General features: G+C 31.7%; 27 protein-coding genes. 24 read left to right on the plus strand and 3 right to left on the minus strand.

Going from position 1 to position 21,231, the window contains the following annotated elements:
• Positions 1 to 8: 8 nt before the first annotated feature.
• The 18 genes from esaC (at position 9) to IDG66_RS06750 (ending at position 11,544) form a co-directional block, all read left to right on the plus strand.
• On the plus strand, positions 9 to 401 hold the full coding sequence (esaC, locus tag IDG66_RS06665; RefSeq protein ID WP_001010291.1) for a type VII secretion substrate EsaC: 393 nt from the start codon (positions 9 to 11) through the stop codon (positions 399 to 401).
• Positions 402 to 416: 15 nt separating this feature from the next.
• The gene (gene esxB, locus IDG66_RS06670) at positions 417 to 731 is read left to right on the plus strand and encodes a WXG100 family type VII secretion effector EsxB (protein ID WP_000509667.1); all 315 of its coding nucleotides are present in this window, start codon (positions 417 to 419) and stop codon (positions 729 to 731) included.
• Positions 731 to 1,405, plus strand: a complete 675-nt coding sequence (locus IDG66_RS06675; protein ID WP_000655877.1) for a DUF5081 family protein — start codon at positions 731 to 733, stop codon at positions 1,403 to 1,405. The genes esxB and IDG66_RS06675 overlap by 1 nt, the downstream gene beginning before the upstream one ends.
• Positions 1,405 to 1,722 carry a type VII secretion system extracellular protein EsxD gene (gene esxD / locus IDG66_RS06680; protein ID WP_000175723.1) on the plus strand — a complete coding sequence of 106 codons (318 nt, stop codon included), beginning with the start codon at positions 1,405 to 1,407 and terminating at the stop codon, positions 1,720 to 1,722. Before IDG66_RS06675 ends, esxD begins: the two co-directional genes overlap by 1 nt.
• A gap of 9 nt (positions 1,723 to 1,731) precedes the next feature.
• On the plus strand, positions 1,732 to 3,576 hold the full coding sequence (locus IDG66_RS06685) for a DNA/RNA non-specific endonuclease (protein ID WP_103143655.1): 1,845 nt from the start codon (positions 1,732 to 1,734) through the stop codon (positions 3,574 to 3,576).
• Positions 3,577 to 3,586: 10 nt separating this feature from the next.
• Positions 3,587 to 4,081 (plus strand): TIGR01741 family protein, encoded by a 495-nt coding sequence (locus IDG66_RS06690; protein ID WP_206172181.1) that lies wholly within the window; start codon positions 3,587 to 3,589, stop codon positions 4,079 to 4,081.
• A 210-nt stretch (positions 4,082 to 4,291) separates the two neighbouring features.
• Complete coding sequence (locus tag IDG66_RS06695) at positions 4,292 to 4,975, plus strand: DUF5079 family protein (protein WP_000208418.1); 684 nt, start codon at positions 4,292 to 4,294, stop codon at positions 4,973 to 4,975.
• A gap of 146 nt (positions 4,976 to 5,121) precedes the next feature.
• A complete protein-coding gene (locus IDG66_RS06700) occupies positions 5,122 to 5,733 on the plus strand; it encodes a DUF5080 family protein (RefSeq protein WP_000394917.1) in 612 nt (203 codons plus the stop codon).
• A 198-nt stretch (positions 5,734 to 5,931) separates the two neighbouring features.
• Positions 5,932 to 6,432 carry a TIGR01741 family protein gene (locus IDG66_RS06705; protein ID WP_000141964.1) on the plus strand — a complete coding sequence of 167 codons (501 nt, stop codon included), beginning with the start codon at positions 5,932 to 5,934 and terminating at the stop codon, positions 6,430 to 6,432.
• 10 nt (positions 6,433 to 6,442) lie between these two features.
• The gene (locus tag IDG66_RS06710; RefSeq protein ID WP_001837422.1) at positions 6,443 to 6,943 is read left to right on the plus strand and encodes a TIGR01741 family protein; all 501 of its coding nucleotides are present in this window, start codon (positions 6,443 to 6,445) and stop codon (positions 6,941 to 6,943) included.
• 10 nt (positions 6,944 to 6,953) lie between these two features.
• Entirely contained in the window at positions 6,954 to 7,454 is a 501-nt protein-coding gene (locus IDG66_RS06715; RefSeq protein WP_000141966.1) for a TIGR01741 family protein, read from the plus strand.
• A 10-nt stretch (positions 7,455 to 7,464) separates the two neighbouring features.
• Positions 7,465 to 7,965, plus strand: coding sequence for a TIGR01741 family protein (locus IDG66_RS06720; protein WP_000863384.1), 501 nt, complete (start codon positions 7,465 to 7,467; stop codon positions 7,963 to 7,965).
• 10 nt (positions 7,966 to 7,975) lie between these two features.
• Positions 7,976 to 8,476 (plus strand): TIGR01741 family protein, encoded by a 501-nt coding sequence (locus IDG66_RS06725; protein ID WP_000142133.1) that lies wholly within the window; start codon positions 7,976 to 7,978, stop codon positions 8,474 to 8,476.
• Positions 8,477 to 8,486: 10 nt separating this feature from the next.
• Positions 8,487 to 8,987, plus strand: coding sequence for a TIGR01741 family protein (locus tag IDG66_RS06730; RefSeq protein ID WP_064138689.1), 501 nt, complete (start codon positions 8,487 to 8,489; stop codon positions 8,985 to 8,987).
• Positions 8,988 to 8,997: 10 nt separating this feature from the next.
• Positions 8,998 to 9,498, plus strand: a complete 501-nt coding sequence (locus tag IDG66_RS06735; protein ID WP_000142064.1) for a TIGR01741 family protein — start codon at positions 8,998 to 9,000, stop codon at positions 9,496 to 9,498.
• Positions 9,499 to 9,508: 10 nt separating this feature from the next.
• A complete protein-coding gene (locus IDG66_RS06740) occupies positions 9,509 to 9,997 on the plus strand; it encodes a TIGR01741 family protein (protein WP_000142090.1) in 489 nt (162 codons plus the stop codon).
• 624 nt (positions 9,998 to 10,621) lie between these two features.
• Positions 10,622 to 10,996: a DUF4467 domain-containing protein gene (locus IDG66_RS06745; protein WP_000822161.1), complete on the plus strand. Its 375-nt coding sequence runs from the start codon at positions 10,622 to 10,624 to the stop codon at positions 10,994 to 10,996.
• Between the two features lie 149 nt (positions 10,997 to 11,145).
• Positions 11,146 to 11,544: a DUF4064 domain-containing protein gene (locus IDG66_RS06750; protein ID WP_000415663.1), complete on the plus strand. Its 399-nt coding sequence runs from the start codon at positions 11,146 to 11,148 to the stop codon at positions 11,542 to 11,544.
• Positions 11,545 to 11,793: 249 nt separating this feature from the next.
• Here IDG66_RS06750 and IDG66_RS06755 read toward each other — a convergent pair whose 3' ends face one another.
• Entirely contained in the window at positions 11,794 to 12,618 is an 825-nt protein-coding gene (locus tag IDG66_RS06755; protein WP_000659770.1) for a formate/nitrite transporter family protein, read from the minus strand.
• Between the two features lie 238 nt (positions 12,619 to 12,856).
• On the minus strand, positions 12,857 to 14,164 hold the full coding sequence (brnQ2, locus tag IDG66_RS06760; protein ID WP_000745112.1) for a branched-chain amino acid transport system II carrier protein BrnQ2: 1,308 nt from the start codon (positions 14,162 to 14,164) through the stop codon (positions 12,857 to 12,859).
• A gap of 583 nt (positions 14,165 to 14,747) precedes the next feature.
• Between brnQ2 and IDG66_RS06765 the strand changes: the two genes are divergently transcribed.
• The 3 genes from IDG66_RS06765 (at position 14,748) to IDG66_RS06775 (ending at position 17,627) form a co-directional block, all read left to right on the plus strand.
• Positions 14,748 to 15,638, plus strand: a complete 891-nt coding sequence (locus tag IDG66_RS06765) for a 5'-nucleotidase, lipoprotein e(P4) family (protein WP_001033885.1) — start codon at positions 14,748 to 14,750, stop codon at positions 15,636 to 15,638.
• A gap of 249 nt (positions 15,639 to 15,887) precedes the next feature.
• Positions 15,888 to 16,937, plus strand: a complete 1,050-nt coding sequence (locus tag IDG66_RS06770) for an ABC transporter permease (RefSeq protein WP_032099357.1) — start codon at positions 15,888 to 15,890, stop codon at positions 16,935 to 16,937.
• A 12-nt stretch (positions 16,938 to 16,949) separates the two neighbouring features.
• Positions 16,950 to 17,627 (plus strand): ABC transporter ATP-binding protein, encoded by a 678-nt coding sequence (locus IDG66_RS06775; RefSeq protein WP_000911019.1) that lies wholly within the window; start codon positions 16,950 to 16,952, stop codon positions 17,625 to 17,627.
• A 158-nt stretch (positions 17,628 to 17,785) separates the two neighbouring features.
• On the opposite strand, the gene IDG66_RS14170 is transcribed toward IDG66_RS06775, so the two are convergent.
• Positions 17,786 to 17,926: a hypothetical protein gene (locus IDG66_RS14170; protein WP_011446983.1), complete on the minus strand. Its 141-nt coding sequence runs from the start codon at positions 17,924 to 17,926 to the stop codon at positions 17,786 to 17,788.
• Between IDG66_RS14170 and IDG66_RS06780 the strand changes: the two genes are divergently transcribed.
• From IDG66_RS06780 to IDG66_RS06790, 3 genes are all read left to right on the plus strand, one after another.
• Entirely contained in the window at positions 17,877 to 18,866 is a 990-nt protein-coding gene (locus tag IDG66_RS06780; RefSeq protein ID WP_223181135.1) for a PTS sugar transporter subunit IIC, read from the plus strand. The two genes, IDG66_RS14170 and IDG66_RS06780, sit on opposite strands and share 50 nt — an antisense overlap.
• 342 nt (positions 18,867 to 19,208) lie before the next feature.
• Complete coding sequence (locus IDG66_RS06785; RefSeq protein ID WP_001283977.1) at positions 19,209 to 20,327, plus strand: carbohydrate kinase; 1,119 nt, start codon at positions 19,209 to 19,211, stop codon at positions 20,325 to 20,327.
• A complete protein-coding gene (locus IDG66_RS06790; protein WP_000002056.1) occupies positions 20,302 to 21,225 on the plus strand; it encodes a pseudouridine-5'-phosphate glycosidase in 924 nt (307 codons plus the stop codon). Before IDG66_RS06785 ends, IDG66_RS06790 begins: the two co-directional genes overlap by 26 nt.
• Positions 21,226 to 21,231: the final 6 nt, after the last annotated feature.

Consider the following 21,231-nt stretch of genomic DNA (forward strand, 5'->3'; position numbering starts at 1 on the left):
GGTATGTTATGAATTTTAATGATATTGAAACAATGGTTAAGTCGAAATTTAAAGATATTAAAAAGCATGCTGAAGAGATTGCGCATGAAATTGAAGTTCGTTCTGGATATTTAAGAAAAGCTGAACAATATAAGCGATTAGAATTTAATTTGAGTTTTGCACTAGATGATATTGAAAGCACAGCAAAGGACGTACAAACTGCAAAAACTAGTGCTAATAAGGACAGTGTAACTGTTAAAGGAAAAGCGCCCAATACGTTATATATCGAAAAAAGAAATTTGATGAAACAAAAGCTTGAAATGTTGGGTGAAGATATCGATAAAAATAAAGAATCCCTCCAAAAAGCTAAGGAAATTGCTGGAGAAAAGGCAAGTGAATATTTTAATAAAGCAATGAATTAATATTGAGGTGAAGATATGGGTGGATATAAAGGTATTAAAGCAGATGGTGGCAAGGTTGATCAAGCAAAACAATTAGCGGCAAAAACAGCTAAAGATATTGAAGCATGTCAAAAGCAAACGCAACAGCTCGCTGAGTATATCGAAGGTAGTGATTGGGAAGGACAGTTCGCCAATAAGGTGAAAGATGTGTTACTCATTATGGCAAAGTTTCAAGAAGAATTAGTACAACCGATTGCTGACCATCAAAAAGCAATTGATAACTTAAGTCAAAATCTAGCGAAATACGATACATTATCAATTAAGCAAGGGCTTGATAGGGTGAACCCATGATGAAAGATGTTAAGCGAATAGATTATTTTTCTTACGAAGAATTAACAATTTTAGGTGGTAGTAAATTACCTCTCGTAAATTTTGAATTGTTTGATCCATCAAATTTTGAAGAAGCTAAAGCGGCTTTAATTGAAAAGGAATTAGTAACAGAGAATGACAAGTTAACTGATGCAGGTTTTAAAGTGGCTACATTAGTCAGAGAGTATATTAGCGCAATTGTAAATATTCGAATTAATGATATGTATTTTGCACCATTTAGCTATGAAAAAGATGAATATATTTTGTTAAGCCGGTTTAAAAATAATGGATTTCAAATACGAATTATAAATAAAGACATTGCATGGTGGTCGATTGTACAATCATATCCTTTATTAATGAGACAAGAAAAGTCCAATGATTGGGACTTTAAACAAATTGACGATGAAACATTGGAGAACTTAAATAATGAAAGTATCGATACGATTGGGCGTGTTTTAGAAATTGAAATATACAATCATCAAGGTGACCCTCAACAAAGTTTATATAACATTTATGAACAAAATGATTTGCTACTCATTCGATACCCATTAAAAGATAAAGTACTGAATGTTCATATTGGCGTCATTAATACATTTATACGAGAATTATTTGGATTCAATACTGATGAAAATCATATTAATAAAGCAGAGGAGTAATGACGTTGAGTGGAAAAATTAGTGTTAAAGCTGAAACGATTGCACATGTTGTAAAAGAATTGGAAAGCATTAGTCAAAAGTATGATGAAATAGCTCAAAACTTTGGAAAAATTGCGCAATTAAATTACTACAGTAGTGAAAAAGCTTCACATTCTATGGAAAACGGCTATAGTAGTGCTGCAACAGTCATTAGTGGTCTCAAAGGTCCATTGAGTACACTCGGTGGTGGTGTCATGAATTCAGCACAAAAGTTCTTTGAAGCAGATGAACATTGGGGTACGGAATTTGCCAAGCTTTACTATAATATTGAGGGATAGGTGCATGACATGACAAAAGATATTGAATATTTAACAGCTGATTATGACAATGAAAAGTCATCTATCCAAAGTGTAATAGATGCAATAGAGGGGCAAGACTTCTTAGATGTAGATACAACAATGGATGATGCGGTAAGCGATGTCAGTTCTTTAGACGAAGATGGCGCAATATCATTAACAAGTAGTGTAGTAGGTCCACAAGGATCTAAATTAATGGGCTATTATCAAAATGAGTTATATGATTATGCATCTCAATTAGATTCGAAAATGAAAGAAATTATTGACACGCCATTTATAGAAGATATAGATAAAGCATTCAAAGGTATAACGAATGTTAAATTGGAAAATATATTAATTAAAAATGGCGGTGGTCATGGTAGAGATACCTATGGGGCTTCTGGGAAAATTGCAAAGGGAGATGCCAAGAAAAGTGACAGCGATGTTTATAGCATCGATGAAATATTAAAATCGGATCAAGAATTTGTAAAAGTAATTGATCAGCATTACAAAGAAATGAAAAAAGAAGATAAGAAATTATCTAAGAGTGATTTTGAAAAAATGATGACTCAGGGCGCTTCTTGTGATTACATGACAGTAGCTGAAGCGGAAGAGCTAGAGGAGCAAAAGAAAAAAGAAGAAGCTATAGAGATTGCAGCACTAGCTGGTATGGTAGTTTTATCTTGTATTAATCCTGTTGCTGGAGCAGTAGCTATTGGTGCTTATTCCGCCTATTCAGCAGCAAATGCAGCCACAGGAAAAAATATTGTAACTGGAAAAAAGCTATCTAAAGAAGAACGAATCATGGAAGGACTTTCGCTTATTCCATTGCCAGGTATGGGCTTCCTCAAAGGTGCTGGGAAAAGTTTAATGAAATTAGGCTTCAAAGGCGGAGAAAAATTTGCAGTTAAAACAGGATTGCAAAAGACAATGCAACAAGCGGTTAGTCGTATTTCACCTAAAATGGGAATGATGAAAAACAGTGTGTTGAATCAATCTCGTAACTTTGCTCAAAATACTCATGTTGGACAAATGCTGAGTAACATGCGTGGTCAAGCAACTCATACTGTTCAACAAAGTAGAAATTGGATTGGACAACAAGCGCAAAATGTCAAACGAATAGTGAATAATGGACTTGATAAAGAAATAGCACATCCATTTAAACAACAACTTGCACCAGCGGGAATGGGTGGTATAAAATTTGCTGAAACAACTACTTTGAGAAACATGGGTCAAAACATGAAACGTGCTGTTACACCACAAAATCACATGACACATGGTCCGAAAGATAGTATGGTGAGAAGTGAAGGTAAACATAGTGTAAGTAGCCATGAAATAAATTCATCAAAATATGTTGAATCACCAAACTACACCAAGGTTGAATTCGGAGAACACTATGCAAGACTTAGACCTAAGAAACTAAAAGCAAATATAGAATATACAACACCAACTGGTCACATATATCGGACCGATCATAAAGGGCGCATAAAAGAAGTTTATGTAGACAATCTTTCTCTAAAAGATGGCGGTCGTAATAACCATGCACAAAGAACTGTGGGGGGAGAGGATAGATTACCAGACGATGATGGAGGTCATTTAATCGCTAGAATGTTTGGTGGGTCAAAAGACATAGATAACCTTGTGGCACAAAGTAAATTTATCAACCGTTCATTTAAGGAAAATGGACAATGGTATAAGTTGGAAAAACTATGGGAAAAAGCAATCAAGTCTGGGAAGTCAATAGAAAATGTTAAAGTTGAAGTTAAATATAAAGGTAATAGTCAAAGGCCAACCGAATTTTCAGTTAGATATAATATTAATGGTGAGCAGTTTTTAAAAAATATAATTAATAAATAGGAGGATTAACATGACTTTCGAAGAAAAACTAAGTCAAATGTATAACGAGATTGCGAATAAGATTAGCAGTATGATACCGGTAGAATGGGAAAAGGTATATGCAATGGCATATATAGATGATGAAGGAGGCGAAGTGTTCTACTATTACACAGAACCTGGAAGTAATGAATTATACTATTATACTAGTGTATTAAATAAATATGATATATCGGAATCAGAATTTATGGATTCAGCGTATGAGTTGTATAAACAATTTCAAAAGTTAAGAAATATATTTAAAAAAGAAGGACATGAACCATGGACATCATGCGAATTTGATTTTACAAATGAAGATAAATTAAAAGTTTCATTTGATTATATTGATTGGATAAATACAGAGTTTGATCAATTGGGCCGTCAAAATTATTATATGTACAAAAAATTTGGGGTTATACCAGAAATGGAATATGAAATGGAGGAGGTTAAACAAATCGAGCAATATATTAAAGAGCAAGAAGAAGAATAGACAATCTTAATTTGAGACTAAACAATAAAGCTTTGTTTAGTCTTTTTTGGCGGTTAAGTAAAAAGCAATAGAGACCGTAAAGTTGATGCTCATCAAATAATAATATAAAGATAATTTTAGGTTTTTAAACTTTTAATCGAAAAGAATCTAAGTATATATAGCTTTAAATACGTAATATGCTATTTAAAAGATAATGTATAGGAGATAGATATGACTACTAAAGAAAATATTGATACTCTTCGAAAGCCAGGTGCACAAGCCTTAAGTTTAATATCATTGTTTTTGATACTTTTTTCATGTCTAACTTTCTTTTTTGGTTTAGATTATGAAAGGTTTCCAAACTATTTAAAGATAACGACAATTATAGAATTAATAATTATTGTAATTAGTTTACTTCAATGGATTAGATTTATAGACTTCGAAAAAGAAAGTACACAGAAATATAAAAAAATATATGCTCGATTTTTAGTTATTATAAATGTGTTAACTACTATCACTGTAGTATTTGCACTGTGTAACCTTTATTATTTTGCAGCTGTACAAAACCATTACGATTTATTCAATTATTGGTTAATGGGTACGATTTCAATCATAATTAGCTATTTATTATTAGTAATTGGCGGAATGTTTACGTTGTTAAAATTACCTAAAGTAACAAAACGCTGGGGGGGTAAAACTAAAACACATTTCGGTTTATTATTAACTGCGTTGAGCTCATTTATATATATTGAAAAAATTATCGAATATATATTGATTCCTAATGTCGTAGAATCCAAGTTTATAATTATTGTGAGCATGATGGTTATCGCCGGAGCACAATTTGTGGCATTTCAATTTATTATGCAATACAGTAGATTCTATATTTTTGAATTAAACACTGAAGATGATGACTAAATGAATTTATAAATTACTGTTAAAGTATACTTAAATAAGAAAATCAACTTCAACGTATATCGCCATATTATTTTATACTCAATGATGTGAATGGATTTAAGTGGATTGATATTAAAGTAAAAGTTATGGAATATTGAGGTGCGAATATGGAGTTCTTATTATTAATTGTCGTAGCCGGACTGTATTATATTATATATTTAACTGCTGTGATGTATTCTGAAAAAATAGTAGTATTGCCTATAATCATCTATGCCATTGTGTTTGTAGTAATTGGTATCACTTATATTTTTATAGGTGACAGCTATGATCAGTTAACAAATTTCAATGTGATTTTGTATATGGGGAGTTTGTTTTATGCATGGATGGCTTTTAGAAATCTTTGGAACAGACCATTATTATTAAAATATAAGAACATTACAGATAGTTCAAGTGGAATAGTTAATAAATCTGAATATAATTCAGTTGAAAGCTTACGTATAAACATTGAAATAGCTAAGTATAAAGGGATTATTTCTTTGATAGTAGCTATAGTACTAACGGTATTAATGACATTAAAGTCAACGCCTCAAATTACTGCGGAAACACGTGACTTAAGTATCTCATTTTTCATACTCAGCTTATTTATCATTATTATATTTGCTGTTTGGGATTTAATTATTAGAGTTAGAAAAGGAGCGTTTGCTTTTGTTGTAATAAGGCCAATATTATTCAGTTGTTGGTTATTTATTCTGAATATGATTTTATCAAGATTAGTATAATGATAAGAAGTTGAATAAATTGTAATGTGAAAAATCATTGAGAATTTCTATTATTGTAACAATAGTTTCAGTTATTTTAGTTTCATTAGTTTATTTAGGTTTAAAATGAGTAATATTATTTTGAAGAAGCATTAAGCCACGTAGAGGTGTTGTTTAATGCTTTTTATTTAACGGTAATGAAAATATAGGGGAGATAACATGACTTTCGAAGAAAAACTAAATGAAATGTACAACGAGATTGCGAATAAGATTAGCAGCATGATACCGGTAGAGTGGGCAAAGGTATATGCAATGGCATATATCGATGAAGAATCTGGAGAAGTGTTTTTCAATTATACTGAACCAAGAAGTGATGAATTATTTTACTATACAAGCGTGATAAAAAAGTATAATATTTCGAGATCAGGATTTATGAATTCAGTATATGAGTTGCATGATCAATTTGAAAAACTAAGAGAATTGTTTATAGAAGAAGGACATGAACCATGGACATCATGTGAGTTTGATTTTACAAAAGAAGGTAAATTGAAAGTATCTTTTGATTATATAGATTGGTTAAATACAGAATTTGATCAATTGGGTCGTGAAAATTATTATATGTACAAAAAATTTGGGGTTATACCAGAAATGGAATATGAAATGGAAGAAATTAAAGAAATCGAGCAATATATTAAAGAGCAAGATGAAGCTGAACAATAGAGGCGATAACATGACTTTCGAAGAAAAACAAAGTGAAATGTACAATAAAATTGCAAATGAGATTAGTGGAATGATACCGGTTGAGTGGGAAAAGGTATATACAATTGCTTATGTAGATAATCAAGGTGGAGAGGTCATTTTTAATTATACTAAACCTGGAAGTGAAGAATTGAATTATTATTCAGATATTCCTAAAGATTGCAATGTCTCAAATGATATTTTTATGGATTTATGGATGAAAGTTTATCGAATGTTTGATGAGTTAAGAGAAACTTTTAAAAAAGAAGGACATGAACCATGGACATCATGTGAATTTGATTTTACAAGAGATGGTAAATTGAAAGTATCTTTTGATTATATAGATTGGTTAAATACAGAATTTGATCAATTGAGTCTTGAAAATTATTATATGTACAAAAAATTCGAGGTTATACCAGAAATGGAATATGAAATGGAAAAAATTAAAGAAATCGAACAATATATTAAAGAGCAAGAAGAAGCTGAAATATAGGGGAGATGACATGACTTTCGAAGAAAAACTAAATGAAATGTACAACGAGATTTCGAATAAAATTAGTAGCATGATACCAGTAGAATGGGAAAAGGTATATACAATGGCTTATATAGATGATGGAGGAGGTGAAGTATTCTTTAATTATACTAAACCAAACAGCGATGAATTGAATTATTACACCGATATACCTAAGGAGTATAACATTTCTGTGCAAGTATTTGATGATTTATGGATGGATTTATATGATTTGTTTGAGGAATTAAGAAATTTATTTAAAGAAGAAGGACTAGAACCATGGACATCATGCGAATTTGATTTTACAAGAGAAGGTACATTGAATGTATCTTTTGATTATATTGATTGGGTTAATACGGAGTTTGATCAATTAGGCCGTGAAAATTATTATATGTACAAAAAATTTGGGGTTATACCAGAAATGGAATATGAAATGAAAGAAATTAAAGAAATCGAACAATATATTAAAGAGCAAGATGAAGCTGAAATATAGGGGAGATAACATGGCTTTCGAAGAAAAACTAAATGAAATGTACAATGAGATTGCGAATAAAATTAGCAGTATGATACCGGTAGAATGGGAAACGGTATATGCAATGGCTTATGTAAATGAAAGAAGTGGAGAAGTGTTTTACAATTATACTGAACCAAGCAGTGATGAATTATTTTACTATACGAGCGTGTTAAATAAATATAATATACCAAGATCAGAATTTATGGACTCAGTATATGAATTATATAAGCAATTTGATAATTTAAGAGAATTGTTTATAGAAGAAGGACTCGAACCATGGACATCATGTGAATTTGACTTTACAAGAGATGGCAAATTGAATGTATCTTTTGATTATATTGATTGGGTGAATTCAGAATTTGGACCAATGGGAAGAGAACATTATTATATGTATAAAAAATTTGGAATTTGGCCTGAAAAAGAATATGCCATAAATTGGGTTAAAAAAATAAAAGATTATGTTAAAGAGCAAGATGAAGCTGAACTATAGGGGAGATAATATGACTTTCGAAGAAAAACTAAGTCAAATGTACAACGAGATTGCGAATAAGATTAGCAGTATGATACCGGTAGAGTGGGAAAAAGTATATACAATTGCTTATGTAGATGATCAAGGTGGAGAGGTCATTTTTAATTATACAAAACCTGAAAGTGAAGATTTGAATTATTACACGGATATATCTAGAGATTATAATATTTCAGAAGAAATATTTGATGATTTATGGATGAATCTTTATTACTTGTTTATGAATTTGAGGGATTTATTTAAAAAAGAAGGTCTTGAACCATGGACATCATGTGAATTTGATTTTACAAGAGAGGGTAATTTGAAAGTATCGTTTGATTATATAGATTGGATTAAATTAGGTTTTGGTCCATCAGGAAAGGAAAACTACTATATGTATAAAAAGTTTGGTGTTATACCAGAAACGGAATATGAAATTAATAAAGTTAAAGAAATCGAGCAATTTATTAAAGAGCAAGATGAAGCTGAACTATAGGGGAGATAATATGACTTTCGAAGAAAAACTAAGTCAAATGTACAACGAGATTGCGAATAAGATTAGCAGTATGATACCGGTAGAGTGGGAAAAAGTATATACAATTGCTTATGTAGATGATCAAGGTGGAGAGGTCGTTTTTAATTATACTAAACCAGGTAGCGAGGACTTGAATTATTACACATATATCCCTAGAGAGTATAATGTCTCTGAAAAAGTATTTTATGATTTGTGGACGGATTTATATAGATTGTTTAAGAAGTTAAGAAACGCATTTAAAGAAGAAGATTTAGAACCATGGACATCATGTGAATTTGACTTTACAAGAGATGGTAAATTGAATGTTGTATTTGATTATGTTGATTGGATGAATTCAGAATTTGGTCCATCAGGAAAGGAAAACTACTATATGTATAAAAAGTTTGGTGTTATACCAGAAACGGAATATGAAATTAATAAAGTTAAAGAAATCGAGCAATATATTAAAGAGCAAGATGAAGCTGAACTATAGGGGCGATAACATGACTTTCGAAGAAAAGCTAAGTCAAATGTACAATGAAATTGCAGATGAAATCAGTGGAATGATACCAGTAGAATGGGAAAATATATATACAATTGCCTATGTAACTGATCAAGGTGGAGAGGTCATTTTTAATTATACTAAACCAGGTAGCGATGAATTGAATTATTACACGGATATATCTAGAGATTATAATATTTCAGAAGAAATATTTGATGATTTATGGATGAATCTTTATTACTTGTTTATGAATTTGAGGGATTTATTTAAAAAAGAAGGTCTTGAACCATGGACATCATGTGAATTTGATTTTACAAGCGAAGGTAAATTAAAAGTTTCATTTGATTATATTGATTGGATAAATACAGAGTTTGATCAATTAGGCCGTGAAAACTATTATATGTATAAAAAGTTTGGTGTTTTACCAGAAATGGAATACGAAATGGAAGAAGTTAAAGAAATCGAGCAATATATTAAAGAGCAAGATGAAGCTGAACTATAGGGGCGATAACATGACTTTCGAAGAAAAATTAAGTCAAATGTACAACGAGATTGCGAATGAGATTAGTGGGATGATACCAGTAGAGTGGGAAAAAGTATATACAATTGCTTATGTAGATGATGAAGGTGGAGAAGTCGTTTTTAATTATACTAAACCAGGTAGTGATGAATTGAATTATTACACATATATCCCTAGAGAGTATAATGTCTCTGAAAAAGTATTTTATGATTTGTGGACGGATTTATATAGATTGTTTAAGAAGTTAAGAAACGCATTTAAAGAAGAAGATTTAGAACCATGGACATCATGTGAATTTGATTTTACAAGAGAGGGTAATTTGAAAGTATCGTTTGATTATATAGATTGGATTAAATTAGGTTTTGGTCCATCAGGAAAGGAAAACTACTATATGTATAAAAAGTTTGGTGTTTTACCAGAAACGGAATATGAAATGGAAGAAATTCGAGAAGTAGAGAAGTATGTTAAAGACCAAGAGTAGCATATATGTTATAGAAGGCTGTGCAAAATCACCCTAGTTTTACATTTGACTCAAAGAAGAAGGTAAACGATAAGATTATTTGCAACTTAAAAAGTCTATTAGCTTCTCGGTATCCATACATCATATGTATAAATGAGTTTAACTAATTAATAAATCACGATATAAATTTAAAATTGCCATTAATTGAAAAGGTTATTGTAGTGTATTTTATAAAGTTGATGCACATCGACTTATTTTTTAAAACTTATATCAAAAAAATATGAGAAAAGTATATACTATTAAAATGTTTTTTACTATAATTATAAATAGTTAAATATTTGGGAATTAAATAAATATATAGGAGGCAATTTTTAGAGATACATAGCAATATAAAGGTATCAAATAGTTATTGCATAATTTATTATGATGACATAATTTTCAGTAGATAGTTGTAAATTAACACTGAAATAGATGTTTATATTAAGAAGACTTTAATATCATAATTAATCAAAATCTTGCGTCAAACATTTAAACGAATTTTAAGTTGATAACAATTGGCAAAACATTGTTCAAACATCACAATGATAAAGCATATTATCAGTATTGTAGTGTGTGGAAAATGACAGCCATCTAAGGAGAAAAATGATGAAAAGAATATTGGTAGTATTTTTAATGTTAGCAATTATATTGGCAGGTTGTTCTAATAAAGGTGAAAAGTATCAAAAAGATATTGATAAAGTGTACAAAGAACAGAATCAAATGAATAAAATTGCCTCGAAAGTACAAAACACTATTAAAACAGACATTAAACAAGAAGACAGTAATACACATGTTTATAAAGATGGTAAAGTCATTGTTATTGGTATTCAATTATATAAAGATCGTGAAAAAATGTATTATTTCGCATATGAAATAAAAGATGGTAAGGCAGAGATTAATAGAGAAATAGACCCAATTAAGTATATGAAAGACCATAAAGCAGATTATGAAGATGAAAATGTAGAAGTGGAAAAAGATTAACATAGGCTTTCTTTAAAACTTTTAACCTGTTTCAAAAAGTAAATGAGCTTTAGCGACAATAATTTTTAAAATAAACACGATATAAATTTAAACATTTATATATAAGAACACAAACGTAAGTTTGTAAATAATAATAAAGGAGTAAGTCAATGGAAAAATCGATCAAAATAATGACAATAATAGGAATTGTTATTCAGGGTTTAGCAACGGTATTTAGTTTACTATTGATGGTTTTAGCAGCATCAGGTGTAATGACTACAGATGTGTCAACAACAGTTAATGGTGAGGTTGACCCAGTTGATGCAGAAACAGCAGCAGCAATTTTCACTGTATTATTCTTATTCCTATTCATATTTGGAATCATTTCAATTATTTTAGGTGCAATCGGTATGTTTAAAGCATCTAAAAACAAAAAAATGAGTGGTATATTGTTGATTATTGGAGCTGTAATAAGTGGTAACATAATTACATTTGCTTTATGGTTAGTCAGTGGTATTAAACTACTTACTAATAACAAGCCTAAAGATGAAATAAGCGACTTATCATAAACATCGTATATTGAAATTTCAAGATTTCTTAAGTAATTATATTTCTGTTAGTTTTTAATAAATTAACCGATTAAATAAAGTGCTCTCTTAGAAGTAGATTTTCAGTCAATAACTGCTTTTAAGAGAGCATTTTGTATTTGATAATGCTCATAGCATCGGACAAAAACCATTGACGAACTTTAAAAAAATACGTTAGACAATGCACTTCTAAATATTAAAGGCATCGACTAACGCATTGTTCAAATAGAGTTAATTATTTTTATAAAATTGATGATGATCATTCAAGTAAGCATAGAATAAACCTATAATGAGTCCTCCTCCAATATAGTTACCGATAAAAGCCGCAGCGATATTCGAAATAGCTGGTATGAAGTGCAATGTATCAACTTGATAAATTAAACCACCCATAAATAAGCAACTGTTGTAAACGACGTGTTCATAACCCATAAAGGCGAATATGGTAACACCGAACATCATGACAAACATTTTTGCGAGTACATCGTCAATTTGCATGGCAATAACTAATGAAATATTGATAAAGAAATTGGCGAATATCGCTTTCATTAATATACTTACAAAACCAGTAGACAACGTTTTGTGCTCAATAACTGCTGATAACTGATTTAACATATCTGGCGTCATTACATTTGAAAAACGCATGAAACTAAATAAAATGGCAGCACCTAAAATATTTCCTGCAAAGCACAATAAAAATATTTTCAATACTCTAGTCGGTTTAATTACTTTATAATACAGGCCTACAGTAAAGTACATGAAGTTACTGGTTAGTAGTTCGGAGTTTGTAAATAAAATGAGTACTAACGCAAAGCTGAATGTAATGGCACTGGCCATATTCACAATGCCTGGCGGTAAATCTGGTTCGTGTGTTGCTTTAACTGATAATACGAAGACCGTAATAATCCCGATAATAAATCCTGCCATCATCGCGCGTAATAAATAACGTTTTAAATAAACGCTTTGTAATATATCTTTTGTTCTTATTGTTTCGACTACGTTATTTACCCAGTCGTCCCCATAAAATATTTTATCCCATTTAATATGTTTCTCCTTCACAATGACATCCTCACTTTTCATTTGTTAATCAGAGTATACTATGAATCGTCTTATTTGTGAATAATTTCACAAAATTAATTTTAAAAACTAATATTTTTGAATAACAGCTAGGATTTTTTAACAAATCATTTATTTTAAAATAATTAATCGTCAGTTAGTATCAATGAATAAATACAGATTTTCATACAAAAAAACCTAGTAATGATGCGACGATCATTACTAGGAGATTATGCGTCTATTAAGTTGTAGCTTGTTTCGGACGGCGTATAAATACATCGATTATGAAACCGATAATAGCAAAGAGCATGAATGGTACAAGCCAAGCTAAATCGATATCTGCTAAAGGTAACATCATAAACGATTTCAAAATAACACCGTGTAATAAGTTAAAACTATTTAGTATTTGTAAAATTGAAATAATCAATGTAATAACAGTTGCGAGTCGATAGGCCCAACTGAATCTGAATGTGCTAAACATGTTAGCAAATGATATCAGTACAAGTGCAATAGACACGGGATATATTAATGTCAATAATGGGACAGCAATTTTTAAAATCATTTCTAAACCAAGTGTTGTAAATAAGAACCCTATGATAGAGAAAATAAGTGCGAATATTTTATAAGAAAACTTAGGTACGTGTTTCTTAGTAAATGTGGCGCAAGCATTGACGAGTCCTATACATGTTGTTAGGCATGCAAGGATAACCGTCATTCCAAATACGAGGTTACCGAACGAACCAAATACTCGTAATGAGTTGTACGTCAATATATCTGTACCATCTTTAAAGTTTCCTGGAGCTGTTGATGCCCCAACGTATGCAAGTGCAAAGTAAATCATTCCAAGTAATATGGCTGCAATAAGACCTGAAAAGCAGACATATTTTAAAATTTTCATGCGATCTGTGAGGCCTTTAAACTTATAGCCATTGACAATGACAACGGAAAAAGCTAACGCAGCAACAAGATCCATTGTAAAATAGCCTTCCAAACTTCCTGAAATGAAAGGATGTGTTATATATTTATCCTTAGGTGCACTTAGTGCAGATTCAGGGTTGAAAATGACAGCAATACTTAATAGAGAGACCATTAATAGTAATAACGGTGTTAATAATTTACCTAAATTATCAACGATTTTCGATGGATTTAAACTAATCCAGTAAACGATGGCAAAAAAGATTGCTGCGAATATAATTAAAGTCCATTGGTTGTGCACAGGTAAAATGTGTCTTGTACCAATTTCGTACGCGACATTTGCAGCACGTGGAATACCGTAAAATGCTCCGATAGACATGTAAATCACGACAGCAAAAATAAACCCGAACCATGGATGTATACGATTGCCTACACTTTCAACACCTTCATCATAAAATGCAACAACAATAACAGTAATAAAGGGGAGTAATATGCCTGTAAGAGCAAAGCCTAGCATACCAATCCACATATTTTGACCCGCTGTATGGCCAAGCATGGGCGGGAATATTAAATTTCCGGCTCCAAAAAATAGTGAAAATAACATGAGGCCCGAAATAATAACTTGTTTTTTCAATGTAATTTCCTTCCTAAAACTAGATATTCATAATAATTTAAAAAATCTGAAAAATAAAAACGTTCTTACTTTATCTTTAAATGACAATACTATGATTCTATTATTTTATAAAAAAGATTGCAATAATAACGTCTTGCTATTATTGGATAATGACAATTAAAGTGTCGTTTTTATGAATTAAAATAAGTGAAAATAAGTTGGAAATACGTTGGAGCGTTGTGATTTTTATGAGAAATTGTATGAGTGAGGACTGCTATTTATAAAAGGTAAACTATGGATGAGTTTATAGTTGTTCCAATAGGTAAATAAGAGATAGCACACTGTACACATAATGATACGTGGATGAGTGAATATGTCTGATAGGAAGGCCTAGTCACTCAAATGAATTTAAGTTTATTACGTGATAAATCACAAATCTCTCTCATGTGATAGGTCTCCCATTAAATCATGCTTATATGAAATGTTCACATATTTGTTAGCTTTTCAAGAAATAATATTAAATATCTTTTCATAGTATAGCAATATTAAATAAATGCATTTATAATTTTAACTGTATTTTAAATATTAATCATGAGGTGATAAGATGAATAAAATTTCAAAGTATATTGCAATAGCATCATTATCGGTAGCGGTTACAGTTTCAGCACCACAAACGACAAATTCTACAGCGTTTGCCAAAAGTTCTGCTGAAGTTCAACAAACGCAACAAGCTTCTATACCAGCATCACAAAAGGTGAATCTTGGTAATCAAAATATTATGGCAGTGGCTTGGTATCAAAATTCAGCTGAAGCAAAAGCATTATATTTACAAGGTTATAACAGTGCGAAAGTTCAACTAGATAAAGAGATTAAAAAGAATAAAGGTAAACATAAGTTAGCTATTGCTTTGGATTTAGATGAAACAGTTTTAGATAATTCTCCATATCAAGGCTATGCATCAATACATAATAAACCTTTCCCAGAAGGTTGGCATGAATGGGTACAAGCTGCTAAAGCTAAACCTGTCTATGGCGCAAAAGAATTCTTGAAATATGCTGACAAAAAAGATGTCGATATCTACTATATTTCTGATAGAGATAAAGAAAAAGATTTAAAGGCAACACAAAAGAACTTAAAACAACAAGGTATCCCTCAAGCTAAGAAGAGTCATATTTTACTAAAAGGTAAAGATGATAAGAGTAAAGAATCACGCAGACAAATGGTTCAAAAGGATCATAAACTTGTCATGCTATTTGGAGATAATTTATTAGACTTTACAGATCCAAAAGAAGCTACAGCTGAATCTCGTGAAGCATTAATTGAAAAACATAAAGACGATTTCGGTAAGAAATATATCATTTTCCCTAACCCAATGTATGGTAGTTGGGAAGCTACAATTTACAACAATAACTATAAAGCAAGTGACAAAGCAAAAGATAAATTACGTAAAAATGCTATTAAGCAATTCGATCCTAAAACAGGCGAAGTTAAATAATATATGAATTGGACGTCTACATGTACTTAAAGGTATATGTAGGCGTTTTTAAATTGATCCTTAAATTTTAAATGTACCGTACAAAAATAATAGACAATTAATTGCATTTTCCATAAATTTGCTTTTAATATAAAAAGTTCGGGTATAATGAAGGATAAGTGTATGTATAACATTACAGAGCGCAACACGACGTACGTGCATCTAAGAATATAAACAATGTTTAAATCATAGTAGTAGGGAGAGAAATGCATGTTTTTAGCTTGGAATGAAATACGGCGCAACAAATTGAAGTTTGGACTAATTATTGGTGTGTTAACGATGATTAGTTACTTGCTATTTTTATTATCTGGATTGGCGAATGGTCTTATCAATATGAATAAAGAAGGTATTGATAAGTGGCAAGCAGAGGCCATTGTTCTAAATAAAGATGCCAATCAAACTGTGCAACAATCTGTTTTTAACAAGAAAGATATTGAAAATAAATACAAGAAGCAAGCTACTTTGAAGCAAACAGGGGAAATTGTGTCTAATGGCCATCAAAAAGACAATGTTTTAGTGTTCGGTGTTGAAAAGTCATCATTTTTAGTTCCGAGTTTAATAGAAGGGCATAAAGCGACTAAAGATAATGAAGTGTTAGCTGATGAAACACTTAAAAATAAAGGATTTAAAATTGGCGACACATTATCACTATCTCAATCAGATGAAAAATTGCATATCGTAGGTTTTACAGAAAGTGCAAAATATAATGCGTCACCAGTCATTTTCACGAATGACGCTACCATTGCCAAGATCAATCCTAGATTGACTGGAGATAAAATTAATGCAGTTGTTGTACGTGATACAAATTGGAAAGACAAAAAATTAAACCAAGAGCTTGAAGCGGTAAGTATTAATGACTTTATTGAAAATTTACCAGGTTATAAACCACAGAACTTAACATTAAACTTTATGATTTCATTCTTATTTGTCATTTCAGCTACAGTTATAGGCATTTTCTTATATGTCATGACATTACAAAAAACAAGTTTATTTGGCATATTAAAGGCTCAAGGATTTACGAATGGCTATTTAGCGAACGTAGTTATTTCGCAGACGCTCATATTAGCATTATTTGGTACGGCATTTGGCTTACTGTTAACAGGCGTTACAGGTGCATTTTTACCTGATGCAGTACCTATCAAATTCGATGTACTAACATTACTCGTATTTGCAATTGTGTTAATGATTGTCTCTGTATTAGGAAGTTTATTCTCCATTTTAACAATTAGAAAAATAGATCCGTTAAAGGCGATTGGGTAGGAGGTGTAGCAAATGTTGAAATTTGAAAATGTAACAAAGTCATTTAAAGATGGGAATCGTAACATTGAAGCGGTTAAAGATACAAATTTTGAGATAAATAAAGGTGATATTATAGCATTGGTTGGACCTTCTGGCTCTGGTAAAAGTACATTTCTAACTATGGCAGGTGCTTTACAAACGCCGACATCTGGGCACATTTTAATCAATAACCAAGATATTACGACAATGAAGCAAAAAGCATTGGCAAAAGTTAGAATGTCTGAAATAGGTTTTATTTTACAAGCTACAAACCTTGTGCCATTTTTAACGGTAAAGCAACAATTTACATTATTGAAAAAGAAAAATAAGAATGTTATGTCTAATGAAGACTATCAGCAACTTATGTCACAATTAGGGCTAACTTCATTGCTTAATAAGTTACCTTCAGAAATTTCAGGTGGTCAGAAACAACGTGTGGCGATAGCTAAAGCGTTATATACGAATCCGTCGATTATTTTAGCGGATGAACCTACCGCGGCGTTAGATACTGAAAATGCGATTGAAGTCATTAAAATTCTACGTGATCAAGCCAAACAAAGAAAGAAAGCATGTATTATTGTTACACATGATGAACGACTTAAAGCATATTGTGATCGTTCATATCATATGAAAGATGGCGTCCTTAATCTTGAAAATGAAACAGTAGAATAGTTTTATTAAGCCGGTACATCATGTGCCGGTATTTTTATGTTTATGTATTATTTGAATAAACTTTCACATTCAATTAATAATAATTATTATCGAAAATTAGAAATATTCCGTGAAATATAATATTTTTTGTAGTAAAATGGCCTCTAAGTATTCAATATTTAAATATGGGGATTGAATATAAAATTATCGTAATGGGGGTCAATGGTTATGGATTTATTGATAGGTACTTTATTTTTATTTTTGGTCTTAGTGATTTTTACATTATTTACATATAAAGCACCTAATGGTATGCGTGCCATGGGAGCATTAGCTAATGCAGCAATCGCAACATTTTTAGTAGAAGCATTTAATAAATATGTTGGTGGCGAAGTATTCGGTATTAAATTTTTAGAAGAGCTAGGAGACGCTGCGGGAGGTCTAGGTGGTGTCGCTGCCGCTGGATTAACAGCATTAGCTATCGGTGTGTCACCAGTATATGCATTAGTTATAGCAGCCGCGTGCGGTGGTATGGATTTATTACCAGGTTTCTTTGCGGGTTATATGATTGGATATGTGATGAAATATACAGAGAAATATGTGCCGGATGGTGTCGACTTAATTGGATCGATTGTCATCTTAGCGCCATTAGCTCGTCTTATTGCAGTATTATTAACGCCAGTAGTGAATAGTACATTGATTCGAATAGGTGATATTATCCAAAGTAGTACGAATACGAATCCAATTATCATGGGTATCATTTTAGGTGGTATTATCACGGTTGTCGGTACAGCGCCATTGAGTTCAATGGCATTGACAGCATTATTAGGTTTAACGGGTGTACCTATGGCTATTGGTGCCATGGCAGCATTTAGTTCGGCATTTATGAATGGGACGCTATTCCATCGCTTAAAATTAGGTGATCGTAAGTCTACGATTGCAGTAAGTATTGAACCTTTATCACAAGCAGATATTGTATCAGCCAATCCAATTCCAATCTATATTACAAATTTCTTTGGTGGTGCGATTGCTGGTTTAATTATTGCTATGTCAGGTTTAATTAACGATGCGACAGGTACAGCTACACCGATTGCAGGATTTTTAGTTATGTTTGGATTTAATCATCCGACGACAATTGTGATTTATGGTGTAGTAATGGCGATTGTAGGTGCGCTTGCAGGTTATCTTGGTTCAATTGTATTTAAAAAATATCCAATTGTTACTAAGCAAGACATGATTAATCGAGGTGCAGTAGACGCATAGCATCATCATATTGAATAGTAAAAACAAATAAAACATAGTAACGTGATTCAGTCGATGTAACAGTCGATAATGAGTCACGTTTTTTTATAGAAAAATATAAGACATAAAAATGTCATAATTTATTGTCGACAAATATCATACTGTATAAACATTTATCATTTTCTCAAGTACCTTTTACACGATGGAATGAACTTACTTTTTACGAAATTATGCGTATTTTATAAACAAATATCATTGATATAACGGTAAATGTAAGCGTTTACAACAGAAATAACAGCATGCTACGATATTTTTGTGAATTCACTGATTCAAGTATTTTAAGTCAATATGAGGAGGGATGTTATGAGCGATTCTGAGAAAGAAATTTTAAAAAGAATTAAAGATAATCCGTTTATTTCACAACGTGAACTTGCTGAGGCAATTGGATTATCTAGACCCAGCGTAGCAAACATTATTTCAGGATTAATACAAAAGGAATATGTTATGGGAAAGGCATATGTTTTAAATGAAGATTATCCTATTGTTTGTATTGGCGCAGCGAATGTAGATCGTAAGTTTTATGTGCATAAAAATTTAGTTGCAGAAACATCAAATCCTGTAACGTCAACACGCTCTATTGGTGGCGTAGCAAGAAATATTGCTGAGAACTTAGGTAGGCTTGGCGAAACGGTCGCTTTTTTATCTGCTAGTGGACAAGATAGTGAATGGGAAATGATTAAACGATTGTCCACACCATTTATGAATTTGGATCATGTTCAACAATTTGAAAATGCGAGTACAGGTTCATATACAGCTTTAATTAGTAAAGAAGGCGACATGACATATGGCTTAGCAGATATGGAAGTGTTTGACTACATTACGCCTGAATTTTTAATTAAGCGTTCACACTTATTGAAAAAGGCTAAGTGCATTATTGTCGATTTGAATTTAGGCAAAGAGGCATTAAACTTCTTATGTGCCTATACCACGAAACATCAAATCAAATTAGTTATCACCACGGTTTCTTCTCCAAAAATGAAAAATATGCCTGATTCATTACATGCTATTGATTGGATTATCACGAATAAAGATGAAACAGAAACATACTTAAATTTAAAAATAGAATCTACTGATGATTTAAAAATAGCTGCTAAACGCTGGAATGATTTAGGTGTTAAAAATGTTATTGTGACAAATGGCGTGAAAGAACTCATTTATCGAAGTGGTGAGGAAGAAATCATTAAGTCAGTTATGCCATCAAATAGTGTGAAAGATGTTACAGGTGCAGGCGATTCATTCTGTGCTGCAGTAGTGTATAGCTGGTTAAATGGGATGTCTACTGAAGATATATTAATTGCTGGTATGGTTAACGCAAAGAAAACGATAGAAACGAAATATACAGTTAGGCAAAACCTAGATCAACAGCAACTTTATCACGATATGGAGGATTATAAAAATGGCAAATTTACAAAAGTATATTGAGTATTCTCGAGAAGTTCAGCAAGCACTGGAGAACAATCAACCGATTGTAGCATTAGAATCAACAATTATATCGCATGGTATGCCGTACCCACAAAATGTTGAAATGGCAACAACAGTAGAGCAAATTATCAGGAATAATGGTGCCATTCCAGCAACCATAGCCATTATAGATGGCAAAATTAAAATTGGTTTAGAAAGCGAAGATTTAGAAATACTGGCAACTAGTAAAGACGTTGCTAAAGTATCTAGAAGGGATTTAGCAGAAGTTGTTGCGATGAAGTGTGTTGGTGCTACTACTGTAGCGACGACGATGATATGTGCTGCAATGGCTGGTATTCAATTTTTTGTTACAGGAGGTATTGGGGGCGTCCATAAAGGTGCAGAACATACGATGGACATTTCAGCAGACTTAGAAGAACTGTCTAAAACAAATGTCACTGTTATCTGTGCAGGTGCCAAATCAATTTTAGACTTACCTAAGACGATGGAGTATTTAGAAACAAAAGGCGTTCCAGTTATTGGATATCAAACGAATGAATTGCCAGCATTCTTCACTCGCGAAAGCGGTGTTAAGTTAACAAGTTCGGTTGAAACGCCAGAACGACTTGCTGACATTCATTTAACAAAACAGCAGTTAAATCTTGAAGGTGGCATTGTTGTTGCTAATCCAATTCCATATGAGCATGCCTTATCAAAAGCATATATTGAGGCAATCATAAATGAAGCTGTTGTTGAAGCGGAAAATCAAGGTATTAAAGGTAAGGACGCCACACCGTTCTTGTTAGGGAAAATTGTAGAAAAAACGAATGGTAAAAGTTTAGCAGCAAATATAAAACTTGTTGAAAACAATGCGGCGTTGGGTGCTAAAATTGCTGTCGCTGTTAATAAATTATTGTAGGTGATG

This window comes from Staphylococcus sp. EG-SA-18 (assembly GCF_017151825.1).
In the GTDB taxonomy this organism is placed as follows: Bacteria; Bacillota; Bacilli; order Staphylococcales; family Staphylococcaceae; genus Staphylococcus; species Staphylococcus aureus.